A 16,818-nucleotide genomic window follows, 5' to 3' on the forward strand; every position below is an offset into this window, starting at 1 on the left:
TACCTGGCGCATATATTTACAAAAATTTATGCGCCATTTTCATTCTCTATAAGCACTTTTGCTCCCTCCTGTGGTCTACTTACCCGCGCTCGTAGACATTTCACCTCTGCTGTTGTCGCATTTTTCCTCTGTCAGGTCTGATTGATCGCTGCTCAGGGTTTTTTATCCCGATTTCCAGGGTTTGTTTGCATGAGATACATTAAGTCGATGACGCAGCAGAAACTCAGTTTCTTGCTGGCAATCTATATCGGTTTGTTTATGAACTGTGCTGTATTTTTCCGTCGTTTCAGCGGATATGCGCACGATTTTACCGTCTGGAAAGGACTCTCCGCGGTTGTTGAATTGGCCGGCACTGTGCTGGTGACCTTCTTTTTACTACGACTTCTCTCTTTGTTTGGCCGCCGCGCCTGGCGTGTCCTGGCAACCTGTTTGGTGCTGTGTTCTGCCGGCGCCAGTTATTATATGACCTTCCTGAACGTGGTAATTGGTTACGGTATTATCGCCTCCGTAATGACCACGGATATTGATTTATCGAAAGAAGTCGTCGGCTGGCATTTCATCGTGTGGCTGGTTTCGGTCAGTATTATTCCCTTGGTGCTGATTTGGAGTAACCGCTGCCGCTACACGTTGATGAGACAAATTCGTACACCGGGCATGAGGTGGCGTAGCGTAGCGGTAGTTTTACTGGCCGGCCTGATGGTGTGGGCGCCGATTCGCCTGCTGAGCATGCAACAGAGAAGCGTAGAGCGAGAAACAGGTATCGATTTACCCAGCTATGGCGGGGTTGTGGCGAACTCTTATTTGCCGTCAAACTGGCTCTCTGCGCTGGGTCTGTACGCCTGGGCACAGGTGGATGAATCCTCAGACAACAAATCGTTGATGAACCCGGCGAAGAAATTTACCTATGTTGAGCCCAAGAACCTCGACGACACCTATGTGGTCTTTATTATCGGCGAAACCACCCGCTGGGACCATATGGGGATTTTTGGCTATGAGCGAAATACCACGCCAAGGCTCGCCCAGGAGAAAAACCTGGCCGCGTTCCGTGGATATTCCTGTGACACGGCGACCAAGCTTTCGCTGCGCTGTATGTTTGTGCGTGAAGGTGGGGCGGAAGAAAACCCGCAGCGTACCCTGAAAGAACAAAACGTCTTTTCCGTGCTCGGTCAGTTAGGGTTCAAGACAGACCTCTACGCGATGCAAAGCGAGATGTGGTTCTACAGCAATACCATGGCGGAGAACATCGCTTACCGAGAGCAGATTGGCGCAGAGCCGCGTAACCGTGGCAAGAACGTTGACGATATGCTGTTGATTACCGAAATGCAGCAGTCTCTGCAACCGACGGATGATGATGGCAAACGTCTGATTATTCTGCATACCAAAGGTTCGCATTTTAACTACACGCAGCGCTACACCCGCGAATATGCGCAGTGGAAGCCGGAGTGTGTCAATGTGGATAGCGGTTGCTCGAAAGCCGAGATGATTAACTCTTTTGATAACTCGGTAACCTATGTTGATCACTTTATTACCAAAGTGTTTGATCAACTGCGGGATAAGAAAGCGATAGTGTTCTACGCCGCCGATCACGGTGAGTCGATTAACGAGCGTGAGCACCTGCACGGTACGCCGCGTAAAATGGCTCCGCCAGAGCAGTTCCGCGTTCCAATGCTGGTGTGGATGTCAGACAAATATCTGGAAGACCCAGACCATGCGAAGGCGTTTGCACACCTGAAGCAAGAAGCGGATATGAAGGTGCCGCGTCGTCATGTGGAACTGTACGACACTATTTTGGGTTGCCTCGGTTATACCTCGCCAAATGGCGGTATTAACGAGAATAACAACTGGTGCCGTATCCCGGACGCGAAGAAGGTTACGGCTCAGTAATTGGGCTGCTGACTTTCTCGCCGATCAAATGGCATTTTGATACTAAGGGATTGACGGGGGCGCGGCTGAGCAGTAAGATGCGCCCCGCATTCGGTGATTGGCGCAGCCTGGTAGCGCACTTCGTTCGGGACGAAGGGGTCGGAGGTTCGAATCCTCTATCACCGACCAAATTCAAAACCCTGCTCAACGAGCAGGGTTTTTTGCATTAGTGGCGAGTAATCCTCTCTCACCGACCAAAATTGACCTTCCTTTTATCTGCAAAAATTGTGCACCACTTCCCACTGACTGTTAACGATTCTGTGACATATTCCATTGCCTTTTTTTATATTTGCTTGAAACTTTTTTTGCGCTACTTATGGCTGAACCTGGCATTTTCCGCTGTGCGCTTTAGCGTTCATGGCATTAATCGCTCAGATATGCAGCATTAATTTAGAAAGTTTTAATAATTTGCATAAATGTTAATCACCAAATGTTGCGAAATATGAAGATGTTTATTCTGGCATAGTGCGCGTAGCACAAATTTCCCTGCTGAAAATGTCCTTCTGCACTTTTTTTAATCTTTGTTTGCGAATTCTCACCGTTGGTGTAAATCACGGTTACCTGTATTGACGTTTTCACATTCTGTTGACAGATTGTAGGGCATGAGGGGCATTTCATGGAGAATCCGCACTGCAACTCAGTCGCTTATGTGAACGGAATCCCTATCCTCTTAACGCCGACCCGGCCGGGTAAAAAACAAAAAAGGCCAGGCGGTGCAAACCCACTGCAAAGGGTAAAACAACAAACATCACATTTGGAGCAGAAGAATGAGTATTTCCTTGAAGAAGTCAGGGATGCTGAAGCTTGGTCTGAGCCTGGTGGCTATGACCTGCGCCGCAAGCGTACAGGCTAAAACTCTGGTTTATTGTTCAGAAGGATCTCCTGAAGGCTTTAACCCACAGCTTTTCACCTCTGGCACGACCTATGATGCCAGCTCCGTACCGATCTATAACCGCCTGGTCGAGTTCAAAACCGGTACAACTGAAGTGATCCCGGGCCTTGCTGAGAAGTGGGAAATCAGCGAAGACGGTAAAACCTATACCTTCCACCTGCGCCAGGGCGTGAAGTGGCAGGACAACAAAGATTTCAAACCGACGCGCGATTTAAACGCCGATGACGTGGTGTTCTCTTTCGATCGTCAGAAAAATGCCCAGAACCCGTACCACAAAGTCTCTGGCGGTAGCTATGAATACTTCGAAGGGATGGGTCTGCCAGATCTGATCTCCGAAGTGAAAAAAGTGGACGATAAAACCGTTCAGTTCGTGCTGACTCGCCCGGAGGCGCCTTTCCTGGCTGACCTGGCGATGGACTTCGCTTCTATTCTTTCCAAAGAATATGCAGACAACATGCTGAAAGCCGGTTCCCCGGAGAAAGTGGATCTGAACCCAATTGGGACCGGTCCGTTCCAGCTGCAGCAGTACCAGAAAGACTCCCGTATTCTGTATAAAGCATTCGAAGGTTACTGGGGCACCAAGCCACAGATTGACCGTCTGGTCTTCTCCATTACACCTGACGCTTCCGTGCGTTACGCCAAACTGCAGAAGAACGAGTGCCAGGTGATGCCGTACCCGAACCCGGCAGATATCGCGCGCATGAAGCAGGATAAAAACATTAACCTGATGGAGCAGGCCGGTCTGAACGTTGGCTACCTCTCTTTCAACACCGAGAAGAAACCGTTTGATGACGTGAAAGTCCGTCAGGCGCTGACCTACGCGGTGAACAAAGAAGCCATCATTAAAGCGGTATATCAGGGCGCTGGCGTTGCCGCGAAAAACCTGATCCCACCGACCATGTGGGGCTATAACGACGACGTTAAAGACTACACCTACGATCCTGAAAAGGCTAAAGCGCTGCTGAAGGAAGCGGGTCAGGATAAAGGCTTCACCGTTGAGCTGTGGGCCATGCCGGTACAGCGTCCTTACAACCCGAACGCCCGCCGTATGGCGGAAATGGTTCAGGCTGACTGGGCGAAAATTGGCGTTCAGGCCAAGATTGTGACCTACGAGTGGGGCGAATATCTGAAACGCGCCAAAGCGGGTGAGCATCAGGCGGTGATGATGGGTTGGACCGGTGACAACGGGGATCCGGACAACTTCTTCGCCACCCTGTTCAGCTGTGCGGCAGCGAAAGACGGTTCCAACTACTCTCGCTGGTGCTACAAGCCGTTTGAAGATCTGATCCAGCCGGCGCGTGCGACCGACGATCACAACAAACGTATTGAACTGTACAAGCAAGCTCAGGTTGTTATGCACGATCAGGCCCCGGCTCTGATTGTTGCTCACTCCACCGTGTATGAACCAGTGCGTAAAGAAGTGAAAGGCTATGTGGTTGATCCATTAGGCAAACATCACTTCGAAAACGTCTCTGTCGAATAATTAAAAGCAAGCCAGGCAGCGCTACGGACCGTTAAGTCGGGTCACCGTAGCGCCACCTGACAGTAATGCTTTATCTCCCTCTCGCTGGAGGGGGAGATAAGATTTGTGAGCAATACAGATTCACGGTTCCAGGCCGTGCGTCATTAGAGAGAATCCGGGTTATGTTGCAGTTCATTCTCCGACGTTTGGGACTCGTCATCCCCACGTTTATCGGTATCACTCTTCTCACCTTTGCTTTCGTTCATATGATCCCCGGCGATCCGGTAATGATCATGGCGGGTGAGCGTGGAATTTCCCCTGAGCGTCATGCTCAACTGTTGGCTGAACTCGGTCTGGATAAACCGATGTGGCAGCAGTACCTCCATTACATCTGGGGGGTTATGCATGGTGATTTAGGTATCTCGCTGAAAAGCCGATTACCGGTGTGGGAAGAGTTCGTTCCTCGCTTTAAAGCAACGCTGGAACTTGGCGTCTGCGCGATGATTTTCGCCGTTGCGGTGGGTATTCCGGTGGGGGTACTTGCTGCCGTTAAGCGCGGCTCCATTTTCGATCACACTGCCGTTGGCCTGGCGCTGACGGGTTACTCCATGCCGATTTTCTGGTGGGGCATGATGCTGATCATGCTGGTTTCCGTGCAGTGGAACCTGACGCCGGTTTCCGGTCGGGTGAGCGACATGGTGTTCCTTGATGATTCCAATCCCCTGACCGGTTTCATGCTGATTGACACCGCCATTTGGGGTGAAGAGGGCAACTTTATCGATGCGCTGGCGCATATGATCCTGCCGGCAATGGTGCTTGGCACCATTCCTCTGGCGGTAATTGTGCGTATGACTCGTTCATCAATGCTGGAAGTACTGGGTGAAGATTACATTCGTACCGCACGCGCCAAAGGCCTGACCCGTATGCGCGTCATCATCATTCACGCTCTGCGTAACGCGATGCTTCCCGTTGTGACCGTTATCGGCCTGCAGGTCGGTACGTTATTGGCTGGGGCGATCCTGACCGAGACTATTTTCTCGTGGCCGGGACTGGGACGCTGGTTGATCGATGCGCTACAACGCCGTGATTATCCAGTGGTACAGGGCGGGGTGCTGCTGGTCGCGACGATGATTATCCTCGTCAACCTGCTGGTAGACCTGCTGTACGGCGTGGTGAACCCGCGTATTCGGCATAGGAAGTAAGGGGCCATCATGTCACAGGTTACTGAAAATAAAGTTATTGCTGCACCGGTGCCCATGACCCCGCTGCAGGAGTTCTGGCACTATTTTAAACGCAACAAAGGTGCGGTTGTTGGGCTGGTGTACGTTGTCGTGATGATCCTGATTGCGGTCTTTGCCAACGTCCTCGCGCCGTACAACCCGGCAGAGCAGTTCCGCGATACGCTGCTGGCTCCTCCTGCGTGGCAGGAAGGCGGTACCATGGCGCATCTGTTTGGTACTGATGATGTGGGCCGCGATGTGCTGTCCCGCCTGATGTACGGTGCGCGTTTGTCTCTGTTGGTCGGCTGTCTGGTGGTGGTGCTCTCCCTGCTGATGGGCGTGATTCTCGGGCTGATTGCCGGTTACTTTGGCGGGATTGTCGATAACGTCATCATGCGTGTGGTCGATATCATGCTGGCACTGCCGAGCCTGCTACTGGCGCTGGTGCTGGTGGCGGTATTTGGGCCCTCGATTGGCAACGCCGCGCTGGCGCTGACGTTCGTGGCATTGCCGCACTATGTGCGTCTGACGCGCGCCGCCGTCCTGGTGGAGGTTAACCGCGACTACGTTACCGCATCCCGCGTGGCCGGAGCCGGTGCGATGCGCCAGATGTTCGTCAATATTCTTCCTAACTGTCTTGCGCCGCTGATTGTTCAGGCGTCGCTTGGCTTCTCTAACGCCATTCTCGATATGGCTGCCCTCGGCTTCCTGGGGATGGGCGCACAGCCGCCTACGCCGGAATGGGGCACCATGCTCTCTGACGTGTTGCAATTTGCCCAAAGCGCCTGGTGGGTCGTGACCTTCCCGGGGCTGGCAATCCTGCTGACGGTGCTGGCATTTAACCTGATGGGTGACGGTCTGCGTGACGCGCTCGATCCCAAACTGAAGCAGTAAGAGGTTCGAGATGGCGTTATTAAATGTAGATAAATTATCGGTGCACTTCGGCGATGTGGGGGCCGAATTCCGTGCCGTAGACCGCATTAGTTACAGCGTGAACCAGGGTGAAGTGGTTGGCATTGTAGGGGAGTCCGGCTCTGGTAAGTCCGTCAGCTCGCTGGCGATTATGGGACTGATTGACTATCCAGGCCGCGTTATGGCCGAAAATCTGGAGTTTAATGGTCGTGACCTGAAGCGCATCTCTGAGAAAGAGCGTCGTCAGTTAGTGGGCGCGGAAGTGGCGATGATCTTCCAGGACCCGATGACCAGCCTTAACCCGTGCTACACCGTCGGCTACCAGATTATGGAAGCCATTAAGGTGCACCAGGGCGGCAACAAAAAAACGCGTATTCAGCGGGCGATTGACCTGCTGACGCTGGTGGGGATCCCCGATCCGGCCTCGCGTCTGGATGTCTATCCGCACCAGTTGTCTGGTGGGATGAGCCAGCGCGTGATGATCGCGATGGCGATTGCCTGTCGTCCAAAGCTGTTGATTGCCGATGAACCGACAACGGCGCTGGATGTGACCATTCAGGCGCAGATCATCGAGCTACTGCTGGAATTGCAGCAAAAAGAGAACATGGCGCTGGTCTTAATCACGCACGACCTGGCGCTGGTGGCCGAAGCGGCGCACAAGATCATTGTGATGTACGCCGGGCAGGTAGTGGAAACCGGAGCCGCGCAGGATATTTTCCGCGCGCCGCGTCATCCGTATACCCAGGCGTTGCTGCGCGCGTTGCCGGAGTTCGCTCAGGATAAAGCGCGTTTGGCTTCGTTGCCGGGCGTGGTGCCTGGTAAATATGACCGCCCGACCGGTTGTTTACTGAACCCGCGCTGCCCCTATGCGACTGACAAATGCCGCGCTGAAGAACCTGAACTGAACCTGCTGGAAGGCGGTCGTCAGTCGAAATGCCATTACCCACTTGATGATGCCGGGAGGCCTGGGCTATGAGTACGCAAAAGGCCGCTTTGCCACAGCCGCTGTTGCAGGCAATTGACCTGAAAAAACACTACCCGGTGAAGAAGGGGATGTTCGCCCCGGAACGCCTGGTGAAAGCGCTGGACGGCGTCTCCTTTACCCTGGAACGCGGCAAAACGCTGGCGGTGGTAGGCGAGTCGGGCTGTGGGAAATCCACCCTTGGTCGCCTGCTGACGATGATTGAAGTCCCGACCGGCGGCGAGCTGTATTACCAGGGGCAGGATCTGCTTAAGCACGACCCGCAGGCGCAGAAGCTGCGCCGGCAGAAAATCCAGATTGTGTTCCAGAACCCTTACGGTTCCCTGAACCCGCGCAAGAAAGTAGGGCAGATTCTGGAAGAGCCGCTGCTGATCAACTCCACGCTAAGCAAAGAGGAGCGTCGTGAAAAAGCGCTGGCGATGATGGCGAAAGTGGGGCTGAAAACCGAGCACTACGACCGCTATCCGCACATGTTCTCCGGCGGTCAGCGTCAGCGTATTGCCATCGCTCGCGGGCTGATGCTTGATCCAGACGTGGTGATCGCCGACGAACCGGTCTCGGCGCTGGACGTTTCTGTTCGTGCGCAGGTGCTGAACCTGATGATGGACTTGCAGCAGGAACTGGGACTGTCATACGTCTTTATCTCGCATGACCTGTCGGTGGTAGAGCACATTGCCGATGAGGTGATGGTGATGTATTTAGGCCGCTGCGTGGAAAAAGGAACGAAGGATCAGATATTCAATAATCCGCGTCATCCGTATACGCAGGCGCTGCTCTCCGCGACGCCACGCCTGAACCCGGACGATCGCCGCGAGCGTATCAAGCTGACCGGTGAGCTGCCAAGCCCGCTGAATCCACCGCCGGGCTGTGCGTTCAATGCCCGCTGCCGTCGGCGTTTTGGTCCGTGTACCCAGCTTCAGCCGCAGCTGAAGGATTACGGTGGACAACTCGTGGCCTGTTTCGCTGTTGACCAGGATGAAAATCCACAGCAATAAACGTGGGTTATGACCTGATAACCGGAGCCTTGTGCTCCGGTTTTTTTATATTTTGTTTTTACGTCCACAATGTGAGTCCTCTGGCAGAACATTATTCCAAAGCGTCTAAAATGTAGTCAGATTTCCTCTCGTCACAGAAATATCTATTTCGCAGTTGCTAACTGTCAGGAGCAAATGTGGTCACGATACGCTGGGATATTAAAACAATTGATCGTCTGTCGATGGTTGAGGATGTCCTGAAGGAATTTTCCTGCTGCGATATCAATATCATCTCCATGAAAGTCACGCCTGGACGGATCCTGATTAAATCCTGGTGCCGTCAGTTACAGGATATTTCCTGCGTGCAATCCTGTTTAGGCCGGCGCGCCGATATTATTAACGTCGCTTACCTGTGTGAAGAGATAAGCGAACTGTCAACGCCTGAGCCGGAACGCCCGCGCTATTTCTCTGACATTATTTGTAGCAGCCAGAGCATGCACTCGCTTATCGAAAAGGCGATAAAAATTGCCGACAGCAAATATACCGTTTTGATCCGCGGTGATACGGGTACTGGCAAAGAACTACTGGCCCGGGCTATCCATAATTCCGGGCAGCGACGTTTTTATCCGTTTATTCCGGTCAACTGCTCTGCGCTACCTGAGTCGTTGATGGAGAGTGAATTCTTTGGCTATGAGAAAGGGGCTTTTAGCGGTGCAGATTGTAAAGGCAAAAAAGGGCTGTTTGAAATGGCCGATAAAGGCACCCTTTTTCTCGATGAATTTGGTGAAATGTCGCTGAGCTTACAGGCTAAATTACTGCGCGTACTTCAGGATGGTGGGATCCGTCGCGTTGGCGGGGTGCAAATTATTCCGGTCAATGTGCGCATTATTGTGGCAACCAACGCCAATCTGGAAGAGATGGTGGAACAACGTCTGCTGCGCGCCGATCTCTATTACCGCATTAATGTACTTTCACTGACCATTCCGCCCCTGCGGGAGCGCCCGCAGGATATCAGCCTATTGATTCGCCACTTTGTGCAGAAATACGCGAAGGAATTCCAGCGACGGATCATTCTGGATAAAGCCTGCTTTGATGCCCTGCATCATCACACCTGGCCGGGAAACGTTCGCGAACTGGAAAATACCATCATTCGCCTGATGCTGATGGCGGAATCCGATGTCATTACGCGGGAAGAATTAGGGATGGTGAATTTGCCTACCGTTGAGCTGACGCCGACAGAGCGTCCTTTTAAAGAACAGGTTTTGTGTGCTGAACGCCAGCTTATTGAACAGATGGTGGAAGAGAATGTGTCGTCGCGGCATATCGCTAAAGCGCTGGGGGTGTCACATACCACGGTACTGAATAAAATTCGCAGCTATCAACTGGAGAGTGTGAGTTAAGCGCCGTCAGTGACTGACGGCGCTGTAAACGGATTAGTCAATCAGCTTCAATAATGGCGACAGGCACAGCAGAATCCCGTACAACAGGATTAGCCAGGTTTTCAGCCCGCGCAGTTTTTCCAGTTGCGTTACTTTATAGATCAGGAAAAACGGAATAATACAGGACACAATCCCGTAAAGTGGGCTGCCCAACTGGAAGAACACCAGTACCGATACACGAAATGACACCCAGATCACCAGGGTGATAACAATAAAGGTGCAAATACCCAGCGTAAGCACCAGGGGATTAATTTTCTCCACATCAATAACGCGGCTCAGAACATTAAGAATAATACCCTTAATCGCCTCGTGGAACCCCAGATAAATACCAAAGAATGCGGTTAATACGGCGAAGATATTTAGCACCGTTGAGGTGATATGAATAATTTGCCCAGGAATGACTTGCGCAGCCAGCGCCAGTGCGGAAATATTTTGTTCGAAGGCCGAAACGGCCTCTTCATGACTAATAGAAAAGGTAAAAGAGAATGAGAAAAACAGAATGACCGCAATCAGCGTAATGTAACTGATGCGATGCGTGCGTATTGCCATGCGGGTGGCCAGAACCCGGTCCGCTACCCGTTTGCGGTAGGCGATGTTCATTGGGTTCAATACCTGAATAAACACCGCCGAGAAGAAGCAGAACGGGATGGTCAGCAGCACGTCGCGAAAGAAGACCGATGCTTCAGGGAATGCGCTGATATTAGAGAAGTTCCAGTGCGGAACCATCGCAAAACCAAACACGATGATGATCCCCACTTTGACTACCACCATCGGGCCGGAGATTTTAAACAGCAGCTTTTCTCCTCCGGAAGCAATGGCCACCAGCACGGCAAAAATGGCCACTTTATAGATTATCGATTGTGAAAGATCGGCATCGGTTAAACCGAAGGTTTTGATATATGAGGCACTGTCAAAAACCACGGATAAGGAATAGATAAATATGCCGTGAATAATCATCAAAAAATAGATGACGCCAAGAAATACACCCCAGTTTTTTCCCAGGTAATGACTGATAATATCGGTATAGTCATTACAAGTTTCACTTTCTGATAATGTTTTTAAATAAATATCCTGCACAATATAGGTTGCTGGATAGGCAATAATAAAGGCGACGATAAATACCCAAATGCCTGTTAAGCCTATTTGTACCGGCATCAGTACCGTTCCAGCACCAATTGCCATACCGATACACAGTAATACCCAGCCAAAGTCGTATTTCGTAAACGGTATTTTCTTTGAGAATGGTACGGTGGTTGCTGTATTGTTGCTTAGTTGTAATGTGTCGTCCTGCATAGAACCCCCTGCCCAAAATACGCGCTCTCCCCGAAACAGGATTGCGCGTATTACCAGACTGTTGTGCCTTGATTCTCAACAACCTGAACCGATCGGCGTCGGTTCAGGTCATAATGGTCAGAATGTTGCCTTTCTGATGGCGTGTTCAAGGTCGTTAATAATATCTTCTGGATCTTCAAGACCCACAGAAAGACGGATAAGCCCGTCGGTAATACCTGCTTTAAGCCGTTCCTCTGGCGCAACGGGCGAATGTGTCATAGACGCTGGGTGCTGAATGAGGGTTTCGGTATCACCGAGACTGACCGCGAGGAGGCACAATTCTACAGAATTGATCATCCGTCTGCCAGCCTCGAGGCCGCCAGCGATTTCGAAGCTGATAATTCCTCCTGGCAGGCTCATCTGTCGCTGGCCCAGCTCATACTGCGGGTGTGAAGACAAGCCAGGATAATAAACGCGGGTAATGGATGGATGCCCCTCGAGGAAGCGGGCGATTTTCAATGCGTTTTCACAGTGGCGTTCCATACGTATACCCAGTGTTTTAACGCCGCGTAGCGTCAACCACGCGTTGAAAGGACTCATGCAGCCGCCGGTGATATCTTTCAGACCAACAAACCGCGCCTGGTCAATAAACTCCTGCTTACCAACAATGATGCCGCCAATCACGTCTCCGTGACCGTTGATATATTTAGTGACGCTGTGCACCACAATATCCGCGCCTAGCTGTAAAGGCTGCTGGCAGTATGGTGACATAAAGGTGTTATCCACCACCAGCAATGCGCCTTGTTGATGGGCGATACCGGCTACCGTTTCAATATCGACCAGCGACAGCGTCGGGTTAGCGGGCGTTTCGATATACACTACTTTGGTTTCCGGGCGCATGGCGGCGCGGATTTCTTCAGGCTTTGCCGCATCGACGAAGCTGACGTTAATCCCAAACTTCGGCATGCTGTGCGACAAAAACGCGTGGGTGCAGCCGTAAATCGCGCTGGCGGAAACGATATGGTCGCCCTGCTGGCACAACGTCAGCAGCGTGGTGGTGATGGCAGAAATACCGGATGCGGTTGCCAGCCCGGCTTCACCTCTTTCCAGTACCGCCAGCTTTTTCTCCAGCGCATCGGTGGTGGGGTTACCCAAACGGGTGTAAATGTACCCGGACTCCTCGAGCGCAAAGCGGGCGGCACCTTGTTCGGCGCTGTCAAAAACAAACGTTGAAGTCTGGAAAATAGGCGTACTGAGCGCGCCAGTAGAAGGGTCGGGTTGTTGCCCCGCGTGAACGATCTGGGTGTTGAATCCGTAAGTACGACAGTCAGACATGATATCTCCTTTGATTCGGAACAGAACAGCTCACAGTCAAATAGCAATCGCTGTGCCAGAAAATGAAGGTATAGATATCAATGAGATATGTCTTTTTCTGTATTGAAGAGCGGCAGGAATGTTGCCAACTGGCAAGAATCTTTCCAGCGTAATGGTGAGAAAACAGGTGAAATGCGAGGCGCTACGCAGAGCCGCGTATTGCGCAGTGATATGGCAAGTGGGCTACCGTAGAATCAGCGGCAAGCCGGTAATTCCCGGTGAGGCGCAATGTTGCGGGGGCTTGATCCCCGGCGGCATCGGTTGCTGGAAAGAGAAAACCCCCGCACGTTGTTCGGTATAAACCTGGCAACAAAACGGGGGCTAACTTGAACCTGAACAACTCAAGAATAGCCGTGAACAGTTGCCATTGCAACACAGGCGGCTATATGACGCTCGCACAGTTAGGCGTGGCCTTCTGGCACGATTTAGCGGCTCCGATCATCGCTGGCATTATTGCCAGCCTGATTGTGAGCTGGCTGCGTAACAGGAAGTAATGCACCTTGCGGGCGTCTGTCTGCCGTGATGGCAACATGCGCCCGAACCAGGCCGCAGGGGGAAACCTTGCGGCCTTTTTCGGCTTAAATGCAGATAAATCTCGTCGCCAGGTGCCTATCCTGTCGGGATAATGCATGCTGGGAAGTTTTCAGATACCGCCTCTCTTAATACCGCTACGATCGGGTATACTCTGACGGCAGTTTCGTCTATCCGTGGAGAGTCAGTTTGCGTGTCAGTCGCTCGTTAACAATTAAGCAGATGGCAATGGTTGCGGCCGTTGTCATGGTGTTTGTGTTTATTTTTTGCACCGTTTTGTTGTTCCATCTGGTCCAGCAGAATCGCTACAACACGGCTACGCAACTGGAAAGTATCGCTCGCTCCGTCCGTGAGCCTCTGTCGGGCACGATCCTGAAAGGGGATATTCCCGAAGCAGAAGCTATTTTAAGAAGTATTCGACCAGCAGGCGTGGTCAGCCGCGCCGATGTGGTGCTTCCCAATCAGTTTCAGGCGCTGCGGATGAGCTTTATTCCTGAACGCCCGGTTCCGGTTACGGTGACTCGCCTGTTTGAACTTCCGGTACAAATTTCGCTGCCGGTCTATTCTCTTGAGCGTTCAGCGAATCCGCAACCGCTGGCGTATCTGGTGCTACAGGCGGATTCGTACCGTATGTACAAGTTCGTGATGAGTACGCTCTCAACGTTAGTGACCATTTACTTACTTCTCTCGTTAATACTCACGGTAGCCATCTCATGGTGTATTAACAGATTGATTCTGCATCCATTACGTAAAATAGCGCGTGAGCTGAACGACATTCCCCAGCAGGATCTGATTGGCTATCAGCTGGCATTGCCGCGTCTGCATCAGGACGACGAGATTGGCCTGCTGGTGCGTAGCTACAACCTCAATCAGCAACTGATTCAGCGCCGCAGTGAAGAGCAAAGCGACCATTCAATGCGGTTCCCGGTTTCTGAGCTGCCCAACAAGTCGTTTCTGATGGCGCTGCTGGAGCAGGTTGTGAACCGCCAGCAGATAACGGCGTTGATGATTGTCACCTGCGAAACCCTGCGTGATACCGCGGGTGTGTTATCCGAGACCCAGCGGGAAATCCTGCTGCTTACGCTGGTTGAAAAGCTGAAGTCAGTATTGGCCCCCAGAATGGTGCTTACCCAGGTGAGCGGCTATGACTTTGCCATCATCGCACATGGTGTGAAAGAACCCTGGCACGCTATTACGCTAGGTCAGCAAGTGCTCACTATCGTTAACGAGCGATTACCGATTCAGGGCATTCAACTCCGTCCAACCTGTAACATTGGGGTGGCGATGTTTAATGGCGATTTGACCGCAGAACAGCTTTACCACCGCGCACTCTCAGCCGTGTTAACGTCGCGTCACAAGGGTAAAAACCGGATTCAGTTCTTTGACCCGTTGCAGATGGAAGAGGCGCAACAGCGTTTGACGGAAGAGAACGATATTCTTACCGCGCTGGATAACCATCAGTTTGCGCTCTGGATGCAGCCGCAGGTGGAGATGTCCAGCGGTAAGGTATTGAGCGCAGAAGCATTATTGCGAATGCAGCAGCCAGACGGAAGCTGGGAGTTGCCAGAAGGGTTAATCGACAGGATTGAGTCCTGTGGCCTGATGGTGACGGTCGGTTACTGGGTGCTGGAGGAGACATGCCGCCAGCTGTCAGCCTGGCAGGAACGCGGCCTGATGCTGCCGCTCTCGGTGAACCTGTCTGCGCTACAACTGATGCATCCGAGTATGGTGTCGGATCTGCTGGAGTTGCTAAACCGCTATCGCATCAAGCCTGGGACGTTGATTCTGGAAGTGACCGAAAGCCGGCACATTGATGATCCTAACGCCGCCGTGGCTATTTTACGCCCGCTGCGCAACGCGGGCGTGCGTATCGCGCTGGACGATTTTGGTATGGGGTATGCGGGCCTGCGGCAGCTGCAGCACATGAAGTCGGTCCCGGTGGATGTACTCAAAATCGATAAGATGTTTGTCGATGGCGTCCCTGAAGATTGCAGCATGATCTCCGCCATCATTCAGTTGGCGCATAGCCTCAATTTGCAGATGATCGCTGAGGGCGTCGAAACCGAAGCGCAACGCGAATGGTTATCACAAGCGGGGGTAGAAGTGGCACAAGGGTTCCTGTTTGCCCGGCCGGTTCCGGCGAATATCTTCGAAGAACGTTATCTGACGCCGAAAAACGCTGATTACAAAAGTTAAAAAAGGTCTCGCTTGTGCGAGCCAGCTCAAAATTTTTAACATTTCTGTATCAATTATGATCCAGGCGCATTTCTGTCATGTTGTGTGGGTGTTACTTTAAGGCCGCAGGTTAAACAAAACCTTACAAGACCTGTGGTTTTTACTTTAAGGACACCCTATGAAAACCTCTATATTCAAAAGCCTTTACTTTCAGGTCCTGACAGCAATTGCCATAGGTATCCTCCTTGGCCATTACTACCCTGAATTAGGCGCCCAAATGAAGCCACTTGGTGATGCTTTCGTGAAACTCATCAAAATGGTCATCGCACCTGTCATCTTCTGTACTGTCGTGACCGGCATTGCAGGCATGGAAAGTATGAAAGCCGTAGGCCGCACCGGTGCGGTTGCACTGCTTTATTTTGAAATTGTCAGTACGATTGCGCTGATCATCGGCCTTATCATTGTCAACGTGGTGCAACCCGGTGCCGGTATGAACGTCGATCCGGCGACGCTGGATGCTAAAGCGGTTGCGATTTACGCCGAACAGGCAAAAGACCAGGGGATCGTAGGCTTCCTGATGGATATTATCCCGGGTAGCGTCATTGGCGCGTTCGCCAGTGGCAACATCCTGCAGGTATTGCTGTTTGCGGTTATGTTTGGTTTTGCGCTGCATCGTTTAGGTAGCAAAGGCCAGATGATTTTCAACGTGATTGAAAGCTTCTCGCAGGTTATTTTTGGCATCATCAACATGATCATGCGCCTGGCGCCGATCGGTGCTTTCGGTGCCATGGCCTTTACCATCGGTAAATATGGCGTCGGGACGCTGGTGCAGTTGGGTCAGTTGATCATCTGTTTCTACATCACCTGTATTCTGTTTGTGGTTGTGGTGTTGGGCTCGATTGCGCGCGCAACCGGCTTCAGCATTTTCAAATTCATCCGCTATATCCGTGAAGAACTGCTGATCGTTCTGGGCACCTCTTCTTCCGAGTCCGCGCTGCCGCGTATGCTCGATAAGATGGAAAAACTGGGCTGTCGCAAGTCGGTTGTCGGGTTGGTTATACCCACGGGCTACTCGTTTAACCTCGATGGGACATCAATCTATCTGACGATGGCAGCGGTGTTTATCGCTCAGGCCACCAACAGCCATATGGATATCTTCCATCAGATAACCCTGCTGGTGGTGCTCCTGCTCTCTTCAAAAGGTGCTGCGGGTGTGACCGGGAGTGGCTTCATTGTTCTGGCCGCGACTATCTCCGCTGTGGGCCATTTGCCGGTTGCTGGTCTGGCGCTGATTCTCGGTATTGACCGCTTTATGTCTGAAGCCCGTGCGCTGACTAACCTGGTCGGTAACGGTGTGGCAACTGTTGTAGTAGCGAAATGGGTGAAAGAACTGGACCATAAAAAGCTGGATGATGTGCTGAATAATCGTGCGCCGGATGGCAAAACGCACGAAATATCCTCTTAATCTCTCCACTTATGCCCGTAGTCCCTTCCAGGACTGCGGGCGTTTGCGCATAATTAACCCCTGTGCCTGAAACCGCCGATTCGGCGGCGTCGGGATTTTTTCACTTCCTCCGTGACATTTTTATGTTCTTGCGGTCTAACACGAAGTGTTTTTAACGTCATATTCAGAGAGTCCTCTCGCGGGCTGTCTTTTTATTT

13 protein-coding genes and 1 tRNA gene are annotated in these 16,818 nt (G+C 52.0%); 12 read left to right on the forward strand and 2 right to left on the reverse strand.

The window, feature by feature from the left end; translation table 11 throughout:
• The first annotated feature begins 189 nt into the window (after nt 1–189).
• The 9 genes from eptB to HVZ39_RS00870 all read left to right on the forward strand — a co-directional run bounded on the left by eptB (nt 190) and on the right by HVZ39_RS00870 (nt 9,765).
• Nucleotides 190–1,884, forward strand: a complete 1,695-nt coding sequence (eptB, locus tag HVZ39_RS00830; RefSeq protein WP_016157716.1) for a kdo(2)-lipid A phosphoethanolamine 7''-transferase — start codon at nt 190–192, stop codon at nt 1,882–1,884.
• 91 nt (nt 1,885–1,975) lie between these two features.
• Nucleotides 1,976–2,052: transfer RNA gene (locus HVZ39_RS00835), tRNA-Pro, on the forward strand.
• 487 nt (nt 2,053–2,539) lie between these two features.
• Nucleotides 2,540–2,776, forward strand: coding sequence for a hypothetical protein (locus HVZ39_RS00840; RefSeq protein WP_137398959.1), 237 nt, complete (start codon nt 2,540–2,542; stop codon nt 2,774–2,776).
• Nucleotides 2,691–4,298 carry a dipeptide ABC transporter periplasmic-binding protein DppA gene (dppA, locus tag HVZ39_RS00845; protein ID WP_016154904.1) on the forward strand — a complete coding sequence of 536 codons (1,608 nt, stop codon included), beginning with the start codon at nt 2,691–2,693 and terminating at the stop codon, nt 4,296–4,298. Before HVZ39_RS00840 ends, dppA begins: the two co-directional genes overlap by 86 nt.
• Nucleotides 4,299–4,459: 161 nt before the next feature.
• Complete coding sequence (gene dppB / locus HVZ39_RS00850; RefSeq protein WP_016154903.1) at nt 4,460–5,479, forward strand: dipeptide ABC transporter permease DppB; 1,020 nt, start codon at nt 4,460–4,462, stop codon at nt 5,477–5,479.
• 9 nt (nt 5,480–5,488) lie between these two features.
• Nucleotides 5,489–6,391: a dipeptide ABC transporter permease DppC gene (gene dppC / locus HVZ39_RS00855; RefSeq protein WP_016154902.1), complete on the forward strand. Its 903-nt coding sequence runs from the start codon at nt 5,489–5,491 to the stop codon at nt 6,389–6,391.
• A gap of 10 nt (nt 6,392–6,401) precedes the next feature.
• Nucleotides 6,402–7,385 carry a dipeptide ABC transporter ATP-binding protein gene (gene dppD, locus HVZ39_RS00860; RefSeq protein WP_181633114.1) on the forward strand — a complete coding sequence of 328 codons (984 nt, stop codon included), beginning with the start codon at nt 6,402–6,404 and terminating at the stop codon, nt 7,383–7,385.
• Entirely contained in the window at nt 7,382–8,386 is a 1,005-nt protein-coding gene (dppF, locus tag HVZ39_RS00865) for a dipeptide ABC transporter ATP-binding subunit DppF (RefSeq protein WP_003827418.1), read from the forward strand. The genes dppD and dppF overlap by 4 nt, the downstream gene beginning before the upstream one ends.
• A 176-nt stretch (nt 8,387–8,562) precedes the next feature.
• The gene (locus tag HVZ39_RS00870) at nt 8,563–9,765 is read left to right on the forward strand and encodes a sigma 54-interacting transcriptional regulator (protein ID WP_181633115.1); all 1,203 of its coding nucleotides are present in this window, start codon (nt 8,563–8,565) and stop codon (nt 9,763–9,765) included.
• A 33-nt stretch (nt 9,766–9,798) separates the two neighbouring features.
• Here the strand turns inward: HVZ39_RS00870 and HVZ39_RS00875 are convergent, their stop codons facing one another.
• Nucleotides 9,799–11,097, reverse strand: a complete 1,299-nt coding sequence (locus tag HVZ39_RS00875; protein ID WP_046274482.1) for an amino acid permease — start codon at nt 11,095–11,097, stop codon at nt 9,799–9,801.
• Between the two features lie 117 nt (nt 11,098–11,214).
• Nucleotides 11,215–12,411, reverse strand: a complete 1,197-nt coding sequence (gene megL / locus HVZ39_RS00880) for a methionine gamma-lyase (RefSeq protein ID WP_003023295.1) — start codon at nt 12,409–12,411, stop codon at nt 11,215–11,217.
• Nucleotides 12,412–12,836: 425 nt separating this feature from the next.
• On the opposite strand from megL, the gene HVZ39_RS00885 reads away from it, so the two are divergent.
• The 3 genes from HVZ39_RS00885 to dctA all read left to right on the forward strand — a co-directional run bounded on the left by HVZ39_RS00885 (nt 12,837) and on the right by dctA (nt 16,621).
• Nucleotides 12,837–12,944 (forward strand): type I toxin-antitoxin system toxin Ldr family protein, encoded by a 108-nt coding sequence (locus HVZ39_RS00885; protein ID WP_016154898.1) that lies wholly within the window; start codon nt 12,837–12,839, stop codon nt 12,942–12,944.
• Between the two features lie 226 nt (nt 12,945–13,170).
• Nucleotides 13,171–15,177 carry a biofilm formation regulator HmsP gene (gene hmsP, locus HVZ39_RS00890; protein ID WP_181633116.1) on the forward strand — a complete coding sequence of 669 codons (2,007 nt, stop codon included), beginning with the start codon at nt 13,171–13,173 and terminating at the stop codon, nt 15,175–15,177.
• 157 nt (nt 15,178–15,334) lie between these two features.
• Complete coding sequence (gene dctA / locus HVZ39_RS00895; RefSeq protein WP_003023301.1) at nt 15,335–16,621, forward strand: C4-dicarboxylate transporter DctC; 1,287 nt, start codon at nt 15,335–15,337, stop codon at nt 16,619–16,621.
• The last annotated feature ends 197 nt before the right edge of the window (nt 16,622–16,818 follow it).

The sequence above is a fragment of the Citrobacter sp. RHB35-C21 genome (assembly GCF_013816515.1).
GTDB lineage: Bacteria > Pseudomonadota > Gammaproteobacteria > Enterobacterales > Enterobacteriaceae > Citrobacter > Citrobacter braakii.